This window comes from Amazonocrinis nigriterrae CENA67, from assembly GCF_016056305.1.
Taxonomy (GTDB): Bacteria; Cyanobacteriota; Cyanobacteriia; order Cyanobacteriales; family Nostocaceae; genus Amazonocrinis; species Amazonocrinis nigriterrae.
This window is the reverse complement of sequence record NZ_JAECZC010000003.1, coordinates 22,489-44,406: the sequence shown is the minus strand read 5'-3', so window position 1 is coordinate 44,406 and position 21,918 is coordinate 22,489. Positions and strand designations below refer to the sequence as shown.

19 protein-coding genes are annotated in these 21,918 nt (G+C 39.5%); 8 read left to right on the top strand and 11 right to left on the bottom strand.

Translation table 11 applies throughout. The features are described from left to right. Positions 1-221: 221 nt before the first annotated feature. The 4 genes from I8748_RS03220 (at position 222) to I8748_RS03205 (ending at position 2,726) form a co-directional block, all read left to right on the top strand. On the top strand, positions 222-1,157 hold the full coding sequence (locus I8748_RS03220; RefSeq protein ID WP_198123233.1) for a Sll0314/Alr1548 family TPR repeat-containing protein: 936 nt from the start codon (positions 222-224) through the stop codon (positions 1,155-1,157). Between the two features lie 169 nt (positions 1,158-1,326). Beyond that, complete coding sequence (locus tag I8748_RS03215; RefSeq protein ID WP_198123232.1) at positions 1,327-1,779, top strand: DUF3531 family protein; 453 nt, start codon at positions 1,327-1,329, stop codon at positions 1,777-1,779. An 8-nt stretch (positions 1,780-1,787) separates the two neighbouring features. After that, entirely contained in the window at positions 1,788-2,219 is a 432-nt protein-coding gene (locus I8748_RS03210; RefSeq protein WP_198123231.1) for an NUDIX hydrolase, read from the top strand. A 246-nt stretch (positions 2,220-2,465) separates the two neighbouring features. Then, a complete protein-coding gene (locus I8748_RS03205; protein WP_198123230.1) occupies positions 2,466-2,726 on the top strand; it encodes a hypothetical protein in 261 nt (86 codons plus the stop codon). A gap of 204 nt (positions 2,727-2,930) precedes the next feature. On the opposite strand, the gene I8748_RS03200 is transcribed toward I8748_RS03205, so the two are convergent. The 5 genes from I8748_RS03200 to I8748_RS03180 form a co-directional block, all read right to left on the bottom strand. Next, positions 2,931-4,526 carry an iron uptake porin gene (locus tag I8748_RS03200; protein ID WP_198123229.1) on the bottom strand — a complete coding sequence of 532 codons (1,596 nt, stop codon included), beginning with the start codon at positions 4,524-4,526 and terminating at the stop codon, positions 2,931-2,933. A gap of 142 nt (positions 4,527-4,668) precedes the next feature. Beyond that, complete coding sequence (locus tag I8748_RS03195; RefSeq protein ID WP_198123228.1) at positions 4,669-5,277, bottom strand: Crp/Fnr family transcriptional regulator; 609 nt, start codon at positions 5,275-5,277, stop codon at positions 4,669-4,671. Positions 5,278-6,260: 983 nt separating this feature from the next. Next, the gene (gene phoU, locus I8748_RS03190; protein ID WP_198123227.1) at positions 6,261-6,929 is read right to left on the bottom strand and encodes a phosphate signaling complex protein PhoU; all 669 of its coding nucleotides are present in this window, start codon (positions 6,927-6,929) and stop codon (positions 6,261-6,263) included. A 46-nt stretch (positions 6,930-6,975) separates the two neighbouring features. Then, positions 6,976-8,289, bottom strand: coding sequence for a sensor histidine kinase (locus I8748_RS03185; protein WP_198123335.1), 1,314 nt, complete (start codon positions 8,287-8,289; stop codon positions 6,976-6,978). Between the two features lie 59 nt (positions 8,290-8,348). Continuing rightward, positions 8,349-9,101: a winged helix-turn-helix domain-containing protein gene (locus I8748_RS03180; protein ID WP_198123226.1), complete on the bottom strand. Its 753-nt coding sequence runs from the start codon at positions 9,099-9,101 to the stop codon at positions 8,349-8,351. Positions 9,102-9,578: 477 nt separating this feature from the next. Between I8748_RS03180 and I8748_RS03175 the strand changes: the two genes are divergently transcribed. Beyond that, positions 9,579-10,562, top strand: coding sequence for a coiled-coil domain-containing protein (locus tag I8748_RS03175; protein ID WP_198123225.1), 984 nt, complete (start codon positions 9,579-9,581; stop codon positions 10,560-10,562). A gap of 54 nt (positions 10,563-10,616) precedes the next feature. Further along, complete coding sequence (locus I8748_RS03170; protein ID WP_198123224.1) at positions 10,617-11,696, top strand: coiled-coil domain-containing protein; 1,080 nt, start codon at positions 10,617-10,619, stop codon at positions 11,694-11,696. Positions 11,697-12,056: 360 nt separating this feature from the next. Here I8748_RS03170 and I8748_RS35600 read toward each other — a convergent pair whose 3' ends face one another. The 6 genes from I8748_RS35600 to I8748_RS03145 all read right to left on the bottom strand — a co-directional run bounded on the left by I8748_RS35600 (position 12,057) and on the right by I8748_RS03145 (position 20,287). Then, positions 12,057-12,191 (bottom strand): hypothetical protein, encoded by a 135-nt coding sequence (locus tag I8748_RS35600; protein ID WP_263975716.1) that lies wholly within the window; start codon positions 12,189-12,191, stop codon positions 12,057-12,059. Positions 12,192-12,417: 226 nt separating this feature from the next. Next, entirely contained in the window at positions 12,418-13,191 is a 774-nt protein-coding gene (gene hisA / locus I8748_RS03165; RefSeq protein WP_198123223.1) for a 1-(5-phosphoribosyl)-5-[(5-phosphoribosylamino)methylideneamino]imidazole-4-carboxamide isomerase, read from the bottom strand. Between the two features lie 232 nt (positions 13,192-13,423). Then, the gene (locus I8748_RS03160; protein ID WP_198123222.1) at positions 13,424-14,410 is read right to left on the bottom strand and encodes a pentapeptide repeat-containing protein; all 987 of its coding nucleotides are present in this window, start codon (positions 14,408-14,410) and stop codon (positions 13,424-13,426) included. Between the two features lie 198 nt (positions 14,411-14,608). Then, on the bottom strand, positions 14,609-15,490 hold the full coding sequence (locus I8748_RS03155; protein WP_198123221.1) for a pentapeptide repeat-containing protein: 882 nt from the start codon (positions 15,488-15,490) through the stop codon (positions 14,609-14,611). Between the two features lie 612 nt (positions 15,491-16,102). After that, on the bottom strand, positions 16,103-19,024 hold the full coding sequence (gene polA, locus I8748_RS03150) for a DNA polymerase I (protein WP_198123220.1): 2,922 nt from the start codon (positions 19,022-19,024) through the stop codon (positions 16,103-16,105). Between the two features lie 222 nt (positions 19,025-19,246). After that, entirely contained in the window at positions 19,247-20,287 is a 1,041-nt protein-coding gene (locus I8748_RS03145; RefSeq protein WP_198123219.1) for an LEVG family PEP-CTERM protein, read from the bottom strand. Between the two features lie 530 nt (positions 20,288-20,817). Here I8748_RS03145 and I8748_RS03140 point away from each other — a divergent pair. Next, positions 20,818-21,297 carry a hypothetical protein gene (locus I8748_RS03140; protein WP_198123334.1) on the top strand — a complete coding sequence of 160 codons (480 nt, stop codon included), beginning with the start codon at positions 20,818-20,820 and terminating at the stop codon, positions 21,295-21,297. A gap of 382 nt (positions 21,298-21,679) precedes the next feature. Then, positions 21,680-21,820 carry a hypothetical protein gene (locus tag I8748_RS34470; RefSeq protein WP_404800262.1) on the top strand — a complete coding sequence of 47 codons (141 nt, stop codon included), beginning with the start codon at positions 21,680-21,682 and terminating at the stop codon, positions 21,818-21,820. Positions 21,821-21,918 lie beyond the last annotated feature (98 nt).

The following is a 21,918-nucleotide window of genomic DNA, read 5'->3' as shown; positions in this document are numbered from 1 at the left end:
GCGTTAAAACCTTAATCTAGCAGTAAGAACTATCCTTCTCCTTCCATTGTGACAGACTACGATTTAACAATGGCTACAACAATTATGGGAACCTGAAAAAATTACTGAAGTCAATCTGTATACAATATTTTGGCTATCATCAACGCCTGTTAAGCTTAACGATTTTTGCATTCTAAGTAACATATACAACTATTACAACCGCAATTATTCTGAGAGTAAAAATGGCTAAACGGTTATCTAATACTCAACTAATAGTGTTTTCTAGGTTAACCAAAGTTGTTCAGGCAACTTTTGCAGCTGCGATCGCACTCAATCTGTGGACGAGTCCATCTCTAGCTGGCGATCCGTTTCCGGGTAGGGAACCTCATCAAATTGGTGACAAAACAGAAGCAGCTTTCAAAGCAATTTTTCAACAAGGTAATTATCCAGCAGCAGAGCGTTACCTCAAAGAAGCCTTATCCAGTGAGCCAAATGAACCTTTAGCGTATGCTATGAGGGCATCCTTGGCATACATGAAAAAAGATATGGTTGGGCTAGACACTTACAGCAAGAAAACTCTAGAAACTGGACAAAAGTTAATTGCTACTGACGAATTGCGCGGTAATATATACACTGCTGTTGGCCATTTTTTTGAGGGAGCAGTAATTTACACTCGTGAAGGTACAGGCAGTGTACCAACAGTCCTAGGTCGGCTAAGGCAAGTCTATGAATATTTAGACAAAGCAGAAGCGATTTCTGCCAACGATCCAGAATTGAATTTACTCCGGGGCTATATGGATTTGATGCTGGCTGTGAATCTGCCTTTTGCTGATCCCGATGAGGCCATTAAACGTTTAGAGACAAATGGTGGCCCTAGATATTTAGTGGATCGGGGTATTGCCCTTGCCTATCGAGATTTAAAACAGTACTCTCAGGCTTTAGAGTATGCCAACCGTGCTTTAAAAGGGACATCCGAAAACCCAGAACTTTATTATCTCAAAGCCCAGATTCTGAGAGAACAGGGGCAAAAAGAAAAAAGTCAGGCATTAATTCAGGAAGCGATCGCTAATTTTGACAAAGCCTTGACTAAAAAATCCCAACTTCCAGCTAGTTTGGTGAAACAAATTCAGAATGAACGCGGCGGCGCCGTTAAAGGCCTTGCTGAAGTGAGTAGATAGTAGGGAAAGATGAGGGAGATGAGGGAGATGGGGGAAATGAGGGAGATGAGGGAGATGAGGGAGAAATAACTAATAACAATGCCCTATGCCCTATGCCCCATTCCCAATTCCCCATTCCCAATTCCTTTAAAATTAGTTTTAAGCAGTACACACCTTAATTTTTGACACAATGCACATTCAGTTTCGTGAGTTCAATCCTTTTGATGTATGGTTTTGGCTGAAGTTCAGTACAATTCCTTCTGGACGTGAAAGGCAATATGTTGAAGAAGTTTTTAGTTCCTGGTTTTATTTGGGCAAGTTGGGGGCATTTAATGCTGAAAACCTGCAAGTACAGGAAACAGGACTTGATATTAGCTACATGAATTATGACTCACAAGGATATGATAAAAGCTTGCTAGCTTTGATGCATAACATGGGTGAGTTTGAATATGAGGGTCAGTGGGCACGTTGTTGGTTTGATTTGGGAACTAGTGATGCGATCGCTATTGATGTTTTAATCAACGCCCTCACACAGTTAAGTGAAGAATACGTCACTATTGAAGAATTGTACATTGGCGGCGAAAATGAAGATTGGCCTGTAGAAGATAGTGACAATCGTTCTTACTCTATTTACGATAATTAGTTTCAACAATGAGCAAACCAGGCGAAATTCGGGTATTAGCCTTGGGGCTGATTCGAGATGGCGATCGCATTTTTGTTTCTGAAGGTTACGACTCAGTAAAGCAAGATAAATTTTATCGCGCTTTGGGTGGTGGGGTTGACTTTGGCGAAACCAGCCAGGACGCTTTAAAAAGAGAATTTCAAGAAGAGATTCAGGCTGAATTAACGAATATTCGCTATTTGGGTTGTATAGAAAATTTGTTCACATTCAACGGTCGGCAAGGACATGAAATTATTCAACTTTATCAATGTGACTTTGCTGAACCAAAGTTTTATCAATTGGACAGCTTAATGTTTTCTGAGTCTGGTACTCATCATCATAAAGCTTTGTGGGTAGATATTTCTCGCTTTAAATCTGGGGAATTCAGATTAGTTCCAGAGGTGTTTTTTGCATATTTATAAATTTGCTATTTTTGCTATTGTTTAATTGAGAAAACTTTTATTAAACTTTGTCACATTCTCTAAAGATGGCTTTTCTATTGAGGAAAACCTCTGTAAATTAAGATTTGTGGCTAGAACAGACAAAGTTAGCAAATAATTAGTTAAACAATTTGACAGTGTGGCGGGATTTTATGGTGTCATTTCGTCGCCAAACTCAAAGCCTGAAAGTTTTGGTTAAGCATTAAGTTTACACTTTTATTTAAATACATGGACGCTTTTGCCCCGATACCACCTGAATGGACAAACAAGGCAGTTCACGCTTATGAATTTTGCTGTCCAAAGTGTCGCTCAACTAGCTTAGAAGCTGTGCAAGTTTGGATCAATCGGCGATCGCCTGTGATGACAGAAGAGCATCGTCGCAAATGGCAAGAGTTCTATTATTGCCATTGTGATTCTGTTTGGTGGGCGTGGAGTAGCGATCGTCCCCCATCAGATCTACATAATCAGCGAGATTGTAATTCTATGTGAGTTTAACAAACCTCTGCCTCTCCTAAAAGCGAGGGAGGAGTAAGGAAAAACAACGGTTTTACTTCCCTCTCCTCGTAGGAAAGGGGTTGGGGGAGAGGTCGAAACAGTACTTATGGAACTTACTTTAATCCTATGTAGCTATTTCTTCCAAGCAAAAGCCCGCTCAAAGGCGGGCTTTTACTTATTCTTAAGTGGTTACCACTTTTAGAAAGTGAAGGTTGTACGTAGAGTACCTACATAAATGGTATCATTAGCGTTGTCGTGTTCAGGGTTAAAGATCACTAACAAGCCAGGTGTAACCTGAAGGTTATCGCTAACCTTGATTTTGTAGAGTCCTTCTAAATGATAGGAGGTATTTCCATTTGCTCCACCATCGACTTCGCTTTCAGTAACTTTTGGTGGCTGACCAAAAATTACACCGAGTGTATTACCTTCTTTGCCAAAATCTCTGAAAGCTAGATTGGCAGCCCAATAGAAGATATCTGCATTTTTACCTCTATTAGCACCTGTTTCAGCTGTAGCCACAGTGTAACCAGCCCAACCACCAATGGTAATTTTCGAGTTGGGTTGGAAGTTTGCTTCCACACCATAGTTGTTGGATGTGGTAGCCAATCTACCAAATGGCTGATTCGCCAGAGCGCCACCTGTGCTGTTAAACAGGTTTACATTACTAGAGTTATTTTGATAAGTGTAGGCGTAGCTCAGACCCAAGTTAAAAGCTTTGTTGGGTTGGAAGGCTATTTGTCCAAAGGCTGTGCTAGCACCATCGGTAAGACCATTACCGTCAGTGGGGTTATTAGCTGTGGTTGCTAGATAAGCCCCTGTGAGACTCAAAGGGCCTTTAGGACTGAAGACGACCGTTATACCAGCACCGCCCTGACCTTGGCGATAGATGGGGCTAAAACGTCCATAACGAGAGATAGCACCTTTGCCAGAGCTAGCAAAGTCGGGGTTAAAGGTGTTGACGTTTTCCCATAACTCACCACCAGCAGCGTCAATTTTGACACGGATTGCGTCACTGAAATTGAAAGCGTAGTTGACTTTATCAATCGATACACTGTTATCGGTTGTAGCCACATCATAGCCCAAGCGGGTCATGTTGGTGCCAGTTACACCACTGTTAGAGACAATATTCCCGGCTTGCAAACGGACTTGCAGTTGGTCTTTACCATTGAAACTGCTTAACAAATTCAAGCGCACGCGATCGGAGAAAGTGGTATTGCTTTGTAAATCAGCACCGCCAACTCTGTTATCACCGAAAACATCAGATACGTTGAAAATTGCTTCTCCAACCAACTTGGTCGTAGTGGAGAATTGATTAGCTTCCAACTCAGCGGTGCGGGCTTCTAAGGAATCTACACGACCGCGCAGGGTTGCTAGTTCAGCAGAAAATTCTTCTTGTAAACGCTGTAAGGTAGCTAGGTCTTGTTTAGTTACCAAATCAGCAGTAGCTGTAGCAATCAACTCGTTAACTCTGTCTAAACAGGCGTTCAAACCTGCGGCAAATTCATAACGAGTCAAAGCACGGTTTCCACGGTAGACGCCACTGGGGTAACCTGCAATACAGCCATAGCGCTCAACTAAGGACTGCAATGCTTGGAATGCCCAATCTGTGGGCTGCACGTCCGAAAATTGAGAAACTGATGTTACCTGGCCCATGCTGTTAGATTCTTGGGACAGCTGGGCAACACTTGTTGTCTGTTCATTTACTTCCGCGGCTAAAGTGCTGTTAGCAGCACAAAATGTAGCAGCGACAACAATTGGACTAACCTTCAGAACATTCCAGAATGGTTTCGTCATAGTTTTAATTTCACTCACACCAACTAGTCAATGTCATGGTAAACTACTTAACTTTATTTGTTTAAGGAAATTTACTCAAGACTTCACGGATGATTATACAGAATTTACACTAAATAGCACAAGTAATCATTAGTTTTTTGGACTAATTTCTAGCTAATTTATTTGGATAACGTAGAATAATCCGACGTTTGTAGCGTAACAGCGCTCCTTGTTCTTCAAATTGCTGTAATAGCCGTGTTACTGTTACGCGAGTTGTGTTTAATACTTCTGATATTTCTTGATGGGTTAAATTTAGTTCAATTAGTTTACCCTGTTCTACATTCCGCCCAAATTTTTCACTTAACCACCCCAAAAATTGCCACAACCTTAATGAAATTGGTTTACGATTAACTATAGTTAAAAGCTCTTCTGATTGTTGAATATGAGATAATAAAGCGCTAGTTTGTAAATACCAAATATGAGCTGGTATGATGCTCACCTCTACACTTGTCAAACATTCAATTTGATAGGGTTGGACTTTGGTTAAGGGATACCCAATCAAATCTCCTATTCCCCAATAACCCAGCGTAATAAATGTTCCTTCTTCACTCCAGGTTAGTGTCCTGACTGCCCCACGATCAATACGCCACAGTACATCCATACGTGATGGAATTATTTCCCTGCGGCTAAATAACTGTTGCGGTAACTCTTCAAGAAGGGTAGAGTTGTTTGATGTAGTAGAAGAATTGGGGATCAAAGTTGTGGAAGACATTTTAATAGATTAAACAGTGATAGAATTGATCGGAAAATTCTTAAATTTACTTTGCTAATTCACAGATTTAGCTAGTTGATAAACAAAAATATTAAATATTCAAAAAATAAAGGTAATTTTAAGTATCGATAGGAGCAGTTAGATTATTAACCAAATGACCATTTTTTTGATTTTCCTAGTTGTTATGTAACTTAAAATATTGATGATTTCTTATGCAAAAATCAGTTTTAATAGCAATTTTGCTTAAGTGAAAGTAAATTTTGTCAACAAAATTTGATAATATTCATTCTGATGATGAAGAAAGAGGTAGCAAATACGTAATAAACTTGTGTATTTTCGGATTTGTATATCAGCCTCCTAAATTATTACTTGATAACAACAAGCATTATTAAAACTTGAGTGTTAGTTATTTTACTAGCTTGATCCCAGATGGTGTTTTTACTAGCTAATCAAAGGCTTTTAGCAATTTCCTGATGCTCATCACTCAAAGTTTATACGTAATTTGTAAAACTTCAAGTAAATAGTATTACTGCAAAAAATATCAACAGTTGAGTTTATTAAGTCATCAGTTCTCTTGCTTTGTAGTCAAAGATACAAAAAAATGTTTACGATATTAGCTGGAAGTTATCCGTATACTTGCGATCGCAACTGACAAGTTGTCAATACGCTTTTAGACCAGTTAGCCAGAAACGTATTTTTTCAGTTGACTTCGGTTACTTTAATCGCGCAAGTTTAAGAATAGGTAAGCTTTTGGTAAAATATATGTTACTTAACTAAGAAATTTATATTTTTTTAGTATTAAAAAAAACAATTATTCTGACTAACAGCAGCAAATCTGTGCTGTGTGCTGTTTGTACATCTATCTAAAGTAGTATTTAGTTAATTAATAAGTTTTCTTGATTAGAGGTTAAGCCAGAGTGAAGATGAGGATTGGAAATAGTAAATTTCCAATTCCTGATACCTCATCTTCCAGTGCTAATTGACTAAGAACGTTGACCAGTAACGATGTATGCCACTCTTTGACCGATATTAGTCGCATGATCTGCCATACGTTCTAGACAACGGATCGCCAGTGCTAGCAGCACAATTGGTTCAACTACGCCTGAGACATCCCGTTGCTGGGCTAAAGTCTGATAAAGGCGATCATAAGCACTATCTACAGCATCATCTAGATGCTTGATACTCCGCCCCCCGGCTTCATCCAAATCGGCTAAAGCCACCAAGCTAGTTGCTAGCATTGCTTGGGCATGGTGGGACATGACAGCAATCTCTGGTAAAGACGTATGAGGCGGATAAGGAAAGAGTTTAATGGCAATCTCAGCTAAATCCTCAGCATAATCCCCAATGCGTTCTAAATCTCGCACTAGTTGCATGAAAGCACTCAAACAGCGCAAATCTTGGGCTGTAGGTGCTTTCATTGTCATGATTGCTGTACAGTCTGATTCTATTTGTCTATAAAAACGATCAATTTTTTTATCTAATTGGGGAAGTTCCTCAGCTGCTGTCAAGTCACGGGCAAATAAGGCTTGGTGGCTGAGGCGAAATGATTTTTCTACCAAAGCTCCCATCCGTAGTACATCCTGTTCTAAGCGCCTAATTGCGCGTGCCATCTGAGGTCTTGGAGAATTGGGTATATAAAGAACAGCTTTCACACTTGTAATCTCAAACGTGAAGATATTCTTAACTATAGTCTTGCTCTCAAGAGTTTGCCATAACTTCAGGAAGTTGAATTTGCATCCATGCACCACCGGTTTCTGGATGGTTCATGGCTTTGATGGAACCACCATGAGCTAGAAGAATTTGCCGGACGATCGCTAAACCTAAACCATTACCAACAATTGACCCCATAGAATAATTATCTGGCAATGAGGAATGGGTACGCGCTTTATCTCCTCGATAAAATCGCTCAAAAACATGGGGTAAATCTGCTTCTGAAAAACCAATCCCAGAATCAATAAGATTTATTTCTAAAACTGGGGAAGCAAAATCACCCCGATGATTATCCTTTGTGGGTAAGATTTTTGCTTGAATTTGAATACTTGTACAAGGCAGACTGTATTTAATACTATTGTCCAGTAAATTGAGAAAAACTTGGTAAATGCGGGATTGATCTGCTTTAATCCAGAGTTTTTCTGGCCCAGAATAGCTAAGAGACAGATGTTGACGCTGTGCCAAAGGTTCTAGAGTTTCCCAAACAGATGTAATCAGCGATCGCAATTCTATAACTTCGGTTTGCAACTGAGTGCTGGGGTTTGCTTCCATTTGGGTGAGTTCTAACCAGTTTTGCACTAAGTTAATCAGCCGATTCACTTCTTGCATTAGGCGGTCAACCCAGCGATTTAACGGTGGTTCTAAGCGGTTTTGTAAGGTTTCTACTACCAGACTAATGGAAGTAAGTGGCGTTCTCAGTTCATGGGCTAAATCAGAAAAAGAGCGATCGCGTGCTTCATTCATATCCAACAGGGGTTGGCGATTCTCTAGAAAAACTCCTACTTGTCCATTTGGCAGTGGTAAGCTGGAGGCCCGTAAAGCCAAGGATTTGATTGTCGGCATTTCTGCGGCGTTATCACAAGAAGGATGAAATATCCACTCTTTTGTTTGTGGTTTTTGGCGATCGCGAGTTTGCTCAATTAATCGGTCAAGTTCATAAGACCGTACCAACTCCAACAACAAACGCACCTGTCCTGGTTGCCATCTTTCCAAATACAAGATTTCCCGCGCTTGCTGGTTACACCACAGTAGTTGATTTTCTTCGTCTAAGAGCAAATATCCTATTGGTGCGAAATCTAGCACATCTTGGTAAGTTTGCAACGATTGCTGCCAATGTTGCCGCTGCTGCTTTACCATTGCTATTTCCTGGCGCAAGCGAGGAATCAGCAGCAGCACCACTTTGGAAGAGTAGGAAGTTAACGGTTTGTGTACTCGCCCCAGGTAGCGGTTAAGTTGAACCTGTTGCCAAATCCAAAACCCAATGCCGACCGCTAAACCAAGAATAAATCCCAATAAGAGCATTTGAGTTGAAGTTGCTAGTTGCATTATGATTTATCAAAACTAACAACTATCTCAATAGATTATCCGAATCGATAGCCAAAACCTCGGACAGTCACAATATATTCTGGATGGCTGGGGTCTAGCTCTAATTTTTCGCGTAACCAGCGAATGTGAACGTCTACAGTTTTACTATCACCGACGAAATCAGGCCCCCACACCTGATCCAACAATTGCTCCCGTGACCATACTCGCCGGGCGTAACTCATAAACAGTTCCAACAGCCTAAATTCTTTGGGGGAAAGATTCACTTCTTGACCGCGAACCAGCACGCGACACTCTTGGGGATTCAAGGTGACATCTTTGTATTTCAACACTGGTAGTTGCGGCAAAGTAATTAGGCGCTGGCGACGCAGTAAAGCACGACAACGGGCTACTAACTCTCGCATACTAAAAGGTTTGGTCAGGTAGTCATCTGCTCCTACTTCTAAACCCAAAACGCGATCGGTTTCACTACCTTTAGCACTAAGCATTAAAATCGGTACAGGGTTGCCTTGATGACGTAGTAAGCGGCAAATATCCAGCCCATTGATCTGAGGCAGCATTAAGTCAAGAATAATTAGGTCAAAAGGAAATTCTCCTGAGTTGGGTTCAAAACTTTTGAGATATTCTACAGCAGACCGCCCATCTGGAGCAGTTACCACCCCGTAACCTTCCTCTTCTAATGCTACAGCTAGCATCTCTTGGATTAATTCTTCATCTTCAACCACTAAGATATTGTTGGTTTTTCCAATATCTACTCTGGCAGAATACTTAGTCGATTCACTGGTGTACATTGATATCACGAAATTTGGGAGTATGTTTTTTGTATCAATTTAGATCATTGAAACAATTATCTAATTTCAGTGCATCTATACTTATACCGTCGTGAATTCTTTAGTAAAAAGTAATATATGCGACAGCATACACTATATTATTATAAATCACGGTGGTTATAACTTGCCAAGATTATTTTTGCTGTCTTTTCACCGTTCAAGCCGGAATAACTCCAATTATGTCTTGACAATCGCAGATTAGCTTGAGTATAGTGTTTAGTACAAAAGTACTAAAACTGAAGAGGAAATTGTACCAAATAGACATAAGAACGCTGCTATGGGTAATTCCATCGTAGCTAAGTGTCTTATGTTGCTTTAATTCAGTATTTCCACTGCGCTTAAATTCCTGGATTAAAGGCTACCCTGATGTCTGCATAGGGTAGTATTTGGTATGGCTTGCTACCTAAGAAATTTTTGCTAATTCAAGGGAGTTGGAGTATGACTACAGTTGCAGTCAAAGACAGCAAACAACAATTAATGCAAGCGTTTCAACAAATTCTCACAGAAAAGAAAAAGCTAGAGTCAAAAATCGCAACTAAACAAGAAGAAGCAAAAAAGGCAAAAAATCAAGAAATTTTAGCTACAGCTTCTACTTATACTGTTGATAACATTGTCAAAGGCTTAGCTGATTTACAGTTGGAATTTGGTAGCATTGTTACTTCACTATCTGAAAAATTAGCTCAAGAGAACTCCAAGTTAGATGAACTTAACCGAGCGATAGAGATTCAAACACAGCGTTTACAAGAATTGCAAAAAATCAGGATCGTTGCAGATACTTTAGATATTTTAACTCAAGAACATCAAGAAAAGTTAAAAACATTAGAACAAGATATTACCAGCAAACGGGAGACATTAGAAAAAGAAATTACAACTCAGCGTAAAGAGTGGCAGAAGGCGCAAGCAGAGTATGAAGAAGCACTGCAAGTATACAATAATTTATTGGCTAAAGAACGTCGGCAAGAACAGGAAGAATATCAATATAAATTAGAAACTACTCGCAAGCTAAATACTGATGCTTACGAGGCCAAAAAACGCACGTTAGAAAGAGAAATACAAGAAAGTACTGAGCAAAAAGAGAAAGATTGGACGCAGCGAGAAAAAGTAATTACAGAACGTCAAACTCTATTTGCAGAGTATCAACAAAAAATAGCCACCTTTCCTAGCGAATTGGAAGAAGCTGTTAAAAAATCTAGAGAAGAGGCAATTAAAGAAACTAGTCAAAAAGCCAAAATAGAGGCTGATTTATTTGAAAAAGAGTGGGAAGCTAGTAAACAAAGTTACGAGTTGAAAACTCAAGCCTTAGAAGAAGTAATCAAAAAACAATCCGAGCAAATTGAAAGTATTTCCACTCAATTACAAGCGGCATTAAAACAAGCACAAGACTTGGCAATGAGAGCTTTTGGTAGTTCCAATGTTAAATAGCCGTAGTTTCGGTTTTTTGATCTATTACTAATTTTGAATCAGCAGAGGTTTGTTGTGCCAGTTAAAAAACCAACCGAGAAAAATACGAAAGTTGAGATTCTGCAAGCATATGAGGATTTAGCAAAAGAAACAGCCGCGCTCAAAACTCAACTTAACCAAGCACTGAAAGATAGTCAGTCTGCAATCAAAGATAAACCTAAATTACAGCAAACTACAACTATGAATCAGCCATCAACTGTACAGCAAAAAATGAATTATACAATTGAAAGTCTGGCAAAGATTCAGTTGGGTTTTGGCAGTGCTGCTAATGAATTATCAGAACAATTAACTACAAGAGCTTCTAAACTAGAAGAAATTGGACAAGATGTAGAAAAGGAAGTTGAGCAATTAAAACAGTTGCATAACTTAGAAATTGCTGACAATACCTTGGATACTCTGATCAAAGCTTATGAAGATAATTCCAAAGCATATCAAGAAGAGTTTAGCCAAAGCTATGAAATATTATCCCAAGAAATACTAGAACAAAGGATTGCTTGGCAAAAAGAGCAAGACGAATATCAACAGACGATAAAAGAACGAGATGAAAATCTCAATAAAAATCGGCAACGAGATACAGCAGAGTATAAATATAATTTAGAACTCCAGCGTCAACTAGATGCTGATGAATATCAACAAAGACAGAAAACATTATCTAAACAACTAGATGAATTTCAGCAAGAAACAGAAAAACAATGGTCTGAACGGGAAAAAGCAATTGCTGAACGAGAAAAGCAATTTGAAGAATCTAAAGCTAAGGTAGAGGCTTTTCCTAAAGATAAAGAAGCGGCTATCAAAAAATCTACAGAGGAAGGTAAAGGTATTGCCCATTACCAAGCGAAAGTTAAAGCAGATTTATATGCTAAAGAAGTGGAAGGACAAAAGCGTTTTTACGAACAAAGGTTGCAATCTCTAGAACAGACAATTACCAACCAAGAAACTCGGATTCAAAATCTTTCCAAACAATTAGAATCAGCCCTCAAACAAGTTCAGGATTTAGCTGTTAAGGCTATTGAAGGTACTGCAAATGTAAATTCGTATCAGGCAATTAAAGAAATAGCTTTAGAACAGGCTAAAAGTCAGGTGAAAAATAAATAGTTTTTGTTAATTAACTAGAGAGACGTAATTCATATTACGTCTCTAACAATCAAGTTTCATCTAAAATATTTATTGGTCTGTTTTCTTAGGCTTACCATTATTAAGGGGTTTTTTTCTGTTTTTGTTTGTTTCGTTGACTAGTTTTTTCGGTGGTTGGTTGGAATTAGGTTGTTGGCTAGACATAAAACTGAATTTGTAAATTGGCTACATGTTTACATACAACCAGGATATTACTGCTTTCAGAAAACGTCAAAAAAAATACATACAAAAATAGAGACGCTAACATATATACGTCCCTATAAAAGAGGTAACCCATTATTTAATTCGTAATTCGTAATTCGTAATTCGTAATTTGTAATTTTAAGATTGAAGACCTTCGCCTTGGGGTTTGTTGGGTTGCTGTTCATTGTTAATGTTTTTGTCGCTTTTGAACCGGATAGCACCAGATTCAGTTTTACGCGGTTTGCCATTGTTACCAGGTTGTTGGCTAGTCATAAAAATGCACTTATTGGTTAGTGAACTCTCTGTTAGTTATAACTACCATAGTGTAAATTGCTATTCCAGAAATCCAAAAAATAACCGACTTGTAGCTGAATACTTTTCGCTTGTCTACTTTCCTCGCAACTCTTGTAAAAAAAGGAAAGGAAGAAATTACAAGTCAAAAAGTATCGGCTTGTGGTCGGTTAAAAAATTAAGTTTTATGTCGAAATAAAGCTTAATGTCAAGCAAAAGTAGAAAAATCTAAATTTGGTGGAATGTCTTGAATACGGCCTGGGCCGATCGCTTGTAATGCTTCCTTAAGAGAAATATCGCCAGTATACAAGGCACGACCCACAATCACACCAGTGACACCTTGTGGTTCTAATGCCAGCAGACTCAACAAGTCGGTGACAGAACTAACTCCCCCAGAAGCAATTACAGGGATGGAAATGGCAGCAGCAAGTTCTCGCAAAGCATCTAAATTAGGGCCTGTGAGAGTGCCATCACGATGGATATCAGTGTAGATAATAGCGGCTGCACCCAATTCTTGCATTTGTACAGCTAGTTGTGTGGCTGCAACTTCCGAGGTTTCTAACCAGCCGCGAGTTGCTACTAGTCCGTTACGGGCGTCAATGCCGATGATAATCTGTTCGGGAAATTCTTGGCAGAGTGTTTGTACTAGCTGGGGTTGTTCTACAGCGATGGTTCCCAGAATTGCCCAGCGTACACCTAGATTGAAAACTTGTTGCACACTAGCGCGATCGCGCAATCCGCCACCAACTTCAATTGGCACTGACACCGCTTGAGCGATCGCTTCAATTGCTGCTAAGTTGACTATTTTACCAGCTTTTGCACCATCTAAATCAACAATGTGTAATCTAGTAGCACCTTCATCAGCCCACTGTTTAGCAACATCAACAGGATTTTCGTTAAAAACTTGCGATCGCTCATAGTCTCCTTGATAAAGTCTGACACAGCGACCTTCTAGTAAATCAATTGCTGGGATTACGTCCATTTAATTTTCCCTCTGTGACATGAGTGTTTGTTTTACCTCACTCTATCTTCAAGCAAGGTGACCGTTATCCACATTTTTGTCGAAGTCAAGTTAGGACTTACCCAATATAAAAATGGCTATGATACTTTTATATCAAAGTGTGATCGCTGGCTAATCGTGGGGATTCTCAGTTTATCGCATTAGCCGCGATCGCAATTGTGCAAGTTATACCAATACTGCCTAAAAACGTTACTCAGCAGTGGTCTGGAATTTCTGAAGGTAATCCCAGTTGTTTGCGAAATTCTGGGTCGTAGCAGGCTTGATCCCAATTTTCGGCTACTTTTAATTTTTGAAGAGTTAGGTTACGAGCGCTTTTAAAGTTAGCACTCTTAAGCTTGGCACCTTCAAAGTTAGTACCTGCAAAGTTAGTACCTTCCAGATTGGCATTTTCCAAATTGGCATTTTCCAAATTGGCATTTTCCAAATTGGCATTTTCCAAATTGGCATTTTCCAGATTGGCATTTTCCAGGTTGGCATTGGCAAGCCTGGCATTTTTCAGGTTGGCATGTTCGATGTTTGCACGTTCGAGATTGGCACTCTTGAGATTAGCACCTTTAAAGTTGACATGAAATAAATCGTTATCTTCGATTTCGCTACTTTTGCCCCCTCCACGTTCGAGGTCAACACTCTTGAGGTTGGCACGTTCGAGGTCGGCACCTTCAAAATTAGCACTATAGAGGTCTGTATCTTCAAGATTGGCACTATTTAGACCTGCACTCTTGAGGTTGGCAGTGTTGAGTTCTGCACGTTCAAGGTTAGCACTATTGAAGTCTGCACGCTCAAGGTCAGCATTGGAGAGGTCGGCATTGGAGAGGTCGGTACGTTTGAGCTTGGCACGTTTGAGGTTGGCACTATCGAGGTTAGCACGTTTGAGCTTGGCACTATTGAGGTCAGCATTGGAAAGGTCGGCGCTGGAGAGTTTGGCATTGGAGAGTTCGGCATTGGAGAGATTGACATCATTCAATGAAATATTATTCAGACTACGGCCAGCCTTAACCAGTTTTTCCAGCGCTTCAATTCTTGCTGTACTGTCTTTCTGTCCTTGAACAGCTTCGACAGTATCCCAAAGTCCTTTGATTAGGATCTTTTTTTCTACAAAAGTTCCGGCATATATTGCTAAAGCTACGAACGAAATCACAGCAAAAACAATCGGCTGGAAGCGATTATTTCGTATGTCCATGATACTTTGCTAAATAAACTCACAAATCAAACAGGATTCGGCTAGCTTTGTAGCTTTCTCCTGCCGAAATACCTTAAATTCAATTATTTGTTTTGCTAGAAGCAAATGATTTGTTAATTTCCTGGGAATATAAAGATATTCGTAATGCTATGAAAGCTTCCCTCTTCACAAACAACTTCGACTGTACAAAAAATTAGGTTAGCATTGCCTAGGCTTTCCTGGAGGTAAGCCTAGCTGTTGGCGAAATTCTGGACTATAGCAGGCTTGATCCCAATTTTTAGCTGCTTTTAGCCTTTGAAGACTGAGGTTTTGGGTATCTTGAAGGTTAGCACTTTGAAGGTTGGCACCTTGAAGGTTGGCACCTTGAAGATTTGCACTAGAGAGGTCTGCATCTTCAAGGTTGGCACTAGTTAAGTTAGCACCTTGAAGGTTGGCACTTTTGATGTTGACACCTTGAAGGTTGGTATTGATGAGGTTGGCACTGCTGAGTTTTACGCTCGTGATATTAGCACCTTGAAGGTTAGCACCTTGAAGATTAGCACCTTGAAGGTTAGCACTGCTGAAGTTGGTACTGCTGAGGTTAGCACCTTGAAGGTCGGCATTTCTGAGGTTAGCACTGCTAAGGTCAGCACTGGTCAGGTCTGCACTGGTTAGGTTAGCACTAGTTAGGTTAGCACTGGTTAGGTTGGCACTCTTAAAGTTTGTACCAGAGAGGTCGGCACTACTCAGGTCGGCACTCTTGAGTTCAGCATCTTTAAGATTGGCATTTTCCAGCTTGCTATTAGAGAGATCAGCACTATTGAGGTTGGCATCTTCAAGGTCAGCATCTCCAAGATTGACACTGGATAAATCGACATTATTCGATGGAATATTGCTCAAGGTGTTATCAGTCTTAACCAGTTTTTCCAACGCTTCAATTCTTGCTGTACTGTCTTTTTGTTCTTGAGCAACTTCGACAGTATCCCAAAGTCCTTTTATTTGGATCTTTCTGACTACAACAGTTCCCAAATATATTACTAAAGACACGAGAGGAATTAAAGCAAAACCAATCGTTCTGAAGCGATTATTTCGTATTTCCATGATAATTTGCTGAATAAACTCACAAACTCAATTCTATTGTGCTTGGTTTGTAGTTTCCTCCTTCTCAAATGCCTGGGCTTTATTTAGTTGTTTCTTTAGAAGCAAATAACCAGTTGATTCATTGGCTTATATTATGGAAAACCAAAAAATCCTGAATATGACTTACTCGCTTTGATAATTTGATTATTGTCAGTATTGCATTATCTTACAGAATATTGACAGAGGTATTGCAAGGTTATGTCAAAGGCATGACTATAGCAATCCGAAATCATTCGTGAGAGAATACGACCTTGCAGGAAGGTGCTGACAGCATTGGCGACCAAAAGCTTGAATAAATAGGGTTTTTAAGCGAGTCAAGAAATGGGTTAGAGTGTTAGCCAGCTAAAAACTTGCTCAATGGTTAGGGATAAATCAAGCACGTCTTAATTTCAACAAACTCCTTTTCATTCCTCTTTAGGAAATTCATTTTTCCACTTTGGGAAACCCAAAAACCCTACTGACACCAATTTTAAAAATATTTGCAACACATGAATCAGTGTAGGGGCGTACAGATGTATGCTCCTCTTGTATGCAGGTATTTCGTGAAATCGTATCAGGAATTAGGAATTACTATCACTTCGTCTCCATCCAGTTTTCACCTGCACGCACATCTACCACCAACGGTACACTCAATTGCACAGCGTCTTCCATCACAGATTTAATCTGTGGTTGTAATTCTTGCCACTCATCGTGAGGGACTTCAAACACTAATTCATCGTGAACTTGCAATAACAAACGTGCTTGATATTTTTGCAAAACCTCATGCAATCTCACCATTGCAATTTTAATAATATCAGCACTGGAACCTTGAATTGGTGCATTGGCAGCAGAGCGGAGTAAACCTGCATCATAAGCACCGAGATTCTTCAATTTAGTCAAGTCAATGTCTTGAGGATTGCTATTTTTTAATTTGCGTAAACTGTTATTGGTAAAATCAAAATAACGACGACGACCCAGAATAGTTTCTACATAACCTTGAGCGATCGCTTGTTTTTTTACCTCTTCCAAATATGCGAAAATTTTCGGATAACGTTCGTTAAATCGTTTAATAAACTCGTTAGCAATGGCTCTATCTATCCCAGTTGAACGAGAAAATCTCACAGAACCCATGCCATAAATTACACCAAAATTGATAGTTTTAGCTACCCTTCTTTCATCTGATGTAATATCTTCTTTTTCAAAGATTAATTTTGCCGTTACAGTATGAATATCTTGATTTTGCTGATATGCTTGTACTAATACTGGCTCTTGGCTTAAATGAGCTAAAATTCTCAACTCGATTTGCGAGTAATCAGCAGCCACCATTAACCAACCTGGTTCTGGCAAAAATGCTTTACGAATTTGACGACTAAAAGCTGTCCGAATGGGGATATTTTGTAAATTTGGATTGGAAGAAGATAACCTACCAGTTGATGTTGCTGTTTGGTTGAAATCGGTATGCACTCGCTGAGTATCTGGACGTACCAAGGCTGGCAATGCATCAACATAAGTAGACTTTAATTTAGATAAAGTACGATACTCTATAATGGCTTCAACAAACCCACTTTTATCAACCTCTAGCAATTTTTCCAAAGTTGCAGCATCTGTAGAGTAACCGCTTTGAATCTTACGAGAATATCTAGTATCTAATTTTAATTCTTCAAATAATATCCGGCTCAATTGTTTAGGAGAACCCAAATTAAATTTTTCTCCAGCTATATCAGTTGCTTGATTCTCCCACTTTGCTAAATCTGTTTCTAACTGCTGTGAAAGTTCCTTGAGATAAGCCGAATCAATGCGGACACCTGTGTATTCCATCTCTGCTAAAACTGCTTCTAGCGGCTGTTCCACTTCCATCAACAACTTATATAAAGCTGGAACTTTCCCTAGTTCTTCACGCAATTTCGGCACAAGTTGGAATGTTGCATAGACTTGCAAACAGCAATAATTTGCTACAGCATTAATATTTATATCAGCAATGGTTTTGCCTTTAGGAACTAAATCTACATAATTTTGCAGTGTTAATCCCAAGTTTCGTAGTGCCAAATCACTTAAGTTATGGCTAGTATCGGGATTAATTACATAACTTGCTAGCATGGGGTCAAACACAACTCCCGCCAAGTTAATTCCCTGACAGCGGAAAACTAAGCGGTCAAATTTACCATTCTGAAACGTCTTTGGATAATCTGCACTTTCAAGAATTGGGCGTAGTGCTTCTAATACTATGTCTTGATTTAAATTCTCCCCAGATTTGTGATTCATGGGAATATAAGCTGATTCATCTGGGTTCGTTCCCCAGCAGCAGCCAATTCCTACTAAATCAGCATCTCGTGGTTCTAAATCACTAGTTTCAGTGTCCCAAGCAACTGGGTTATCTGGGTTTGTGAATTGTTGCAACAGATTCACTAACTCAGTCAGTTTAGCTTCGGTGTTAATGATGCGCGGCTGAATTTGGGAAACAAATTGCTGTTGTGCGGCTTGTGTTTCAGCAAAAGTGAAAAAATCGGGGTCTTCTTCTTCAAATTCACTTTCTGTATCAGTTGTTTCTACTTCTGGTGCTTCTTCAAGCTTGCCACCAAAACGTTGCTGAAGTTCGTTGACTTTACCTAAAAAAGTTTTGAATTCTAACTTTTCTAAAATTGGTATCAGGGTACTTGTGTCAAATCCTTTTAATTTACAACTTTCAACATCAACTTCTAAAGGAACATCGACAACTATTTTTGCCAAGTAGCGAGATTTTTCAGCATCATCTCTTCCCTCTGAAAGCTTTTTCTGAGTTGCTCCTTTAATTTGATCCAGTCCAGCATAAATCTCTTCCAGAGACCCGTAGGTATTAAGTAGCTGAACTGCTGTTTTTTCCCCAATTCCCCTAACTCCAGGAATATTATCTGATTTATCGCCACAAAGGGCTTTAAAATCGACAATTTGTGTAGGAAATATGCCTAATTTTTCTTTAACTTCTTCTGTGCTAAATTCAGTAATGCTATTTGTAGAGCGCTTCAGAGCATCAGGACTAAAATTTAAAACAGTAATTTCTTTGTCTGGGTCGATTAATTGAAATAAATCGCGATCGCCCGTTAAAATTTTCACTTTATACCCAGCGGCAGTGGCTTTTTGTGCTAAAGTCCCTAAAATATCATCTGCCTCGTAACCTGGTGCAGTGAAAATTGGCAAGTTGAAACCATCAAGCAACTCGTGCAGATTTTCCAAATCTGGTACAAAGTCTTCTGGCGTTCCGGGGCGATCGGCTTTATAGGTATCATCAGCTTCGTGGCGAAAAGTTGGCAAACCTAAATCAAAAGCGATCGCCATTGCTTGTGGCTGTTGTGTAGCCATCACCTCCAGCAGCGACTTGAGGAAGCCAAAACATACACTGGTAGGAATCCCCGTTTTGGTACGCAGTCCACCATCTCGTCCTTTGGCAAAAGCAAAGTAAGAACGAAAGGCCAGGGAGTGCCCATCTACTAAGATGAACGTGGGGCGTGTTGCAGTTACAGAAGCAGAATTTTCAGACATAGCCCTATTCTAGCCACTTGCTTCAATCAGGGAAAGAGCCAATGTGCAGAAATAGGAGCAGGGGTACAGGGGAGCAGGGATGCAGGGGTGAGAGAATTTGTATCAATAGTTGAGTGAAATAGTCTAATGACTGAACACATGAAAAAATAAGGGATAGGCTTTCGCCTATCCCAAAAACTATCAAAATTGTGGAGCAAATATACAACGCTTCAAAAATCTCTTTTATGCGGTTTTATTTTTGCGTTGGCGTCTGCTGATTATACCTAACATAGCTAAAGCACCCAAGCCAGCCATATCACCAGGTTCGGGAACAGTTTCTAATTGTAAATCCACACCATCACCAGTCTTAGCGAACTGACTGTCGTTATAGCCATATTTTTGACCAGGATTACCTAGTTGAACTACAAAGGATTGCACATCTTTAATAATCAGTGATTGCAAATTACCGTCTTCTTTGCCAGCAAGCAATTCCTGAATTGAAAAAGTTTTGCCTTCACTATTGGTATAACTAAAAATTCCTGTGTGTTTTGAGTCTTCAACATCAAAGAAACTAAGCTTTAGTGCCTCCAACGGATTTTTGAAATCAAATTGGAATTTACCAACTTCTAATTGTCCATTTTCAACAGGCTTACCTGGGGTAGTTGTAGTTGTTTGAGTAGTCGTTTTAGTAGAAATATCTTGTACTAGCTTGGTGACACCGTTAACCTTAGTTTGTTTGGTTACTGTTGTTGTTTGAACAGTAATAGCTGTGATGATCTTTTTACCATCAGCAGTTGTAGTCGTTTGCGTTTGAGTAGGCGATGTCACTGTTACTGTGCCAATCTTGGCTCCGGCGGGAGCATCAACATTCTTTTGTGTAACAGTATTGGATTTAGGCGAGTCTTTTTTTTCAACGGCAGCAGTATAGGCTACTGGACGCAACCAAAACTCTTCTAAAGCAGGATTAGTACCTGCATCCTGTGCTACAAACTGAATACCAAATTGCGAGTAATTGTTGACGGTGTTTTTTGTATCCACAAATAAGCGGCTGGCTGAAAATTGTGGATCGTAATTCAAACTGGTAACTGTGTAACCGTATTGACCCGAACTGGTATCTATACATTTGGGACTTGTATTACTCAGACATGTCAGATTTGTGAGTTTAATTTCTCCTTCTTGCTGAGGGACTAAATTCACTGCATGAGCGGTAGATGCAATAGATAAAAAGCCAATGCTAATTGTAGATGCTGCTATCAGCTTAGAAATAACCTTTAATTTCGGCATGATTTTCTGTTTTGTTTTCAGAAGAATTTGAATCAACGTTATCCCAATGCCATCAGAATATCTCTCAATAATTCTTCATAACAAGAGCAAATCAGTGATTTAAATAAGTCTTTAAAATCTGCCATTTTTATAATTATTTAATAATTATAAATTCAACTTATAAATAAGTAAATATGCAGAAATCTTTTAAAGAAATAGCTATTTTTCTATAAATAAATTTTAAATCATCAGTAAATTTACATATGTTATTTTGTCAACTAAATGTCTAAATATATTGTTATAAGTGAAATCTTAAACTTCTGAAAGTCGTAATTGTGAAGAAGCCTAAGCTATGAGCGATCGCGTCCACAGAAATAGGCAAAAACCCACCTGAGTCAGGGTAGTTAGGGAGGAAATAGACGAGATTGTGGGTGATTACAGGTTTAGTCTGTTCTCCCAGACAGTTTAAATATTCCATTCTTTTGCAGATCACATCTCAATAGGTGAATTATTCGTTAATATTGGTAGGATTTACTGATGGTAGGGTGTTAATCTCTGTGTGGTGTAAATATCTCATTATTGCTCCTATTAGTCTCAGTATTGTCTTATTAGTTGCTGGTTGCAGTGAAAATAAGGCTTCCCAGTGTCAAAGACTAATTCAGGTAGTGAATGAAGGAAATTCTCTTATTGATCAAAAAAAAGGACAGCAGGTGATAACGAGTATGCAACTATCTAAAGATTTGGAAGCTGTCACCCGCTCTTTAAAGGAACTGAATTTGGCAGATCCCAAAATGAAAGAATTGCAAAGTCGTTTTGTCAAGGTCTTTGAGAATCTGAGTCAAGCGATCGCGAAAGCAGCTAGGGCGTTAGGTGCAGCGAAAGCAGCCGAAGCTTCGCCAGCTGGTAGAGAAAAACTACAAAAGGCTAGAACAGAAATAGATACAGCACTAACAGCCGCAGCTAAAACTGCTGGTAAGGAGTCGGATGTATTAGTAAATGAACTAAATAAATACTGTAGCCAGCCTGAATAATCTATCTTTGGTGACTGGAGACTGGAAACTGGGAAAAATATTACTTGGTTTCTGGTCTTTAATCGAAAGGTGTTATAGCCGTAGCCAGATGTGTTAGGACAATATTGATTGCTCAAAGCCTTGAAAAAACTGGGTTCCTACTCAGCAACGCCAGTCCGACGCCACTTGCGCGGCTCGTGGGAACCTCCTACCCTTCTCCTGACAAAGACGCTACGCGAACGGGAACGCTCTTCGAGCGAATGGGTAACGCTCGCTCTTCTCGCGCTTCGCTACGCTAATGGGGGTGACACTCCTGCGTCGAAGATCGCTTTAAGTTCTCGTTTGGAAGGAATTACCAAACCACATTGGACGTGCTGCTTATTTATCCCGTCATTTTGCACAAGTGATCGCTTGTTTTGAAGCAGCTAAAAACATTCGACCCACAGATCAAGCCGTAAACATACACTTGGAACGCGCTCAGACTTACCAGCAAACAAACCCCCCAGACTCCTGGGATGGTGCTTGGACAATCATTGCCAAGTAGTCAATGGTCAATGGTCAGTAGTAAAAAATCTTGACTCTTGATTAAACGACTTCCAAACAATTCCAAACAAAAAATATCCTATCGTAATTGTTCATTCT